1 protein-coding gene is annotated in these 383 nt (G+C 71.3%); it reads right to left on the bottom strand.

Annotated features, from left to right (window positions below; all coding sequences use genetic code 11):
• Positions 1-383, bottom strand: a 383-nt coding sequence (locus V1J52_RS26025) for an acyltransferase domain-containing protein (RefSeq protein ID WP_330142426.1), incomplete at both ends; no start/stop codon positions are given.

Genomic DNA, 383 nt, shown 5'->3' with positions numbered 1-383 from the left:
GGATGGCGATCATGGCGCCCCCCTGGGGGAGGGCTTGCATGAGCTGGGCGCGGGCGGTGACCAGGGTGGCGGCGTCGCGGAGGGTGAGGATGCCTGCGGCGTGGGCGGCGGCGAGTTCGCCGATGGAGTGTCCGGCGAGGTAGTCGGGGCGCAGTCCCCAGTGTTCGAGGAGGCGGTAGAGGGCGGTTTCGACGGCGAAGAGGGCGGGCTGGGTGTTCTCGGTGCGGTCGAGTCCTTCCCCGGTGGTGATGGCGTGGCGGACGCCGGGGTCCAGGAGGTCGAGGGCGGCGTTGTAGGCGTCGGCGAAGACGGGGTATGCCTCGGCCAGTTCCTGGCCCATCCCGATCCGCTGACTCCCCTGACCCGTGAACAGGAACGCCGTC

Origin of the sequence: Streptomyces solitudinis (assembly GCF_036323765.1) — a bacterium.
GTDB lineage: Bacteria > Actinomycetota > Actinomycetes > Streptomycetales > Streptomycetaceae > Streptomyces.
The sequence above is the reverse complement of the archived record's forward strand: the minus strand, read 5'-3'. Positions and strand labels throughout refer to the sequence as shown.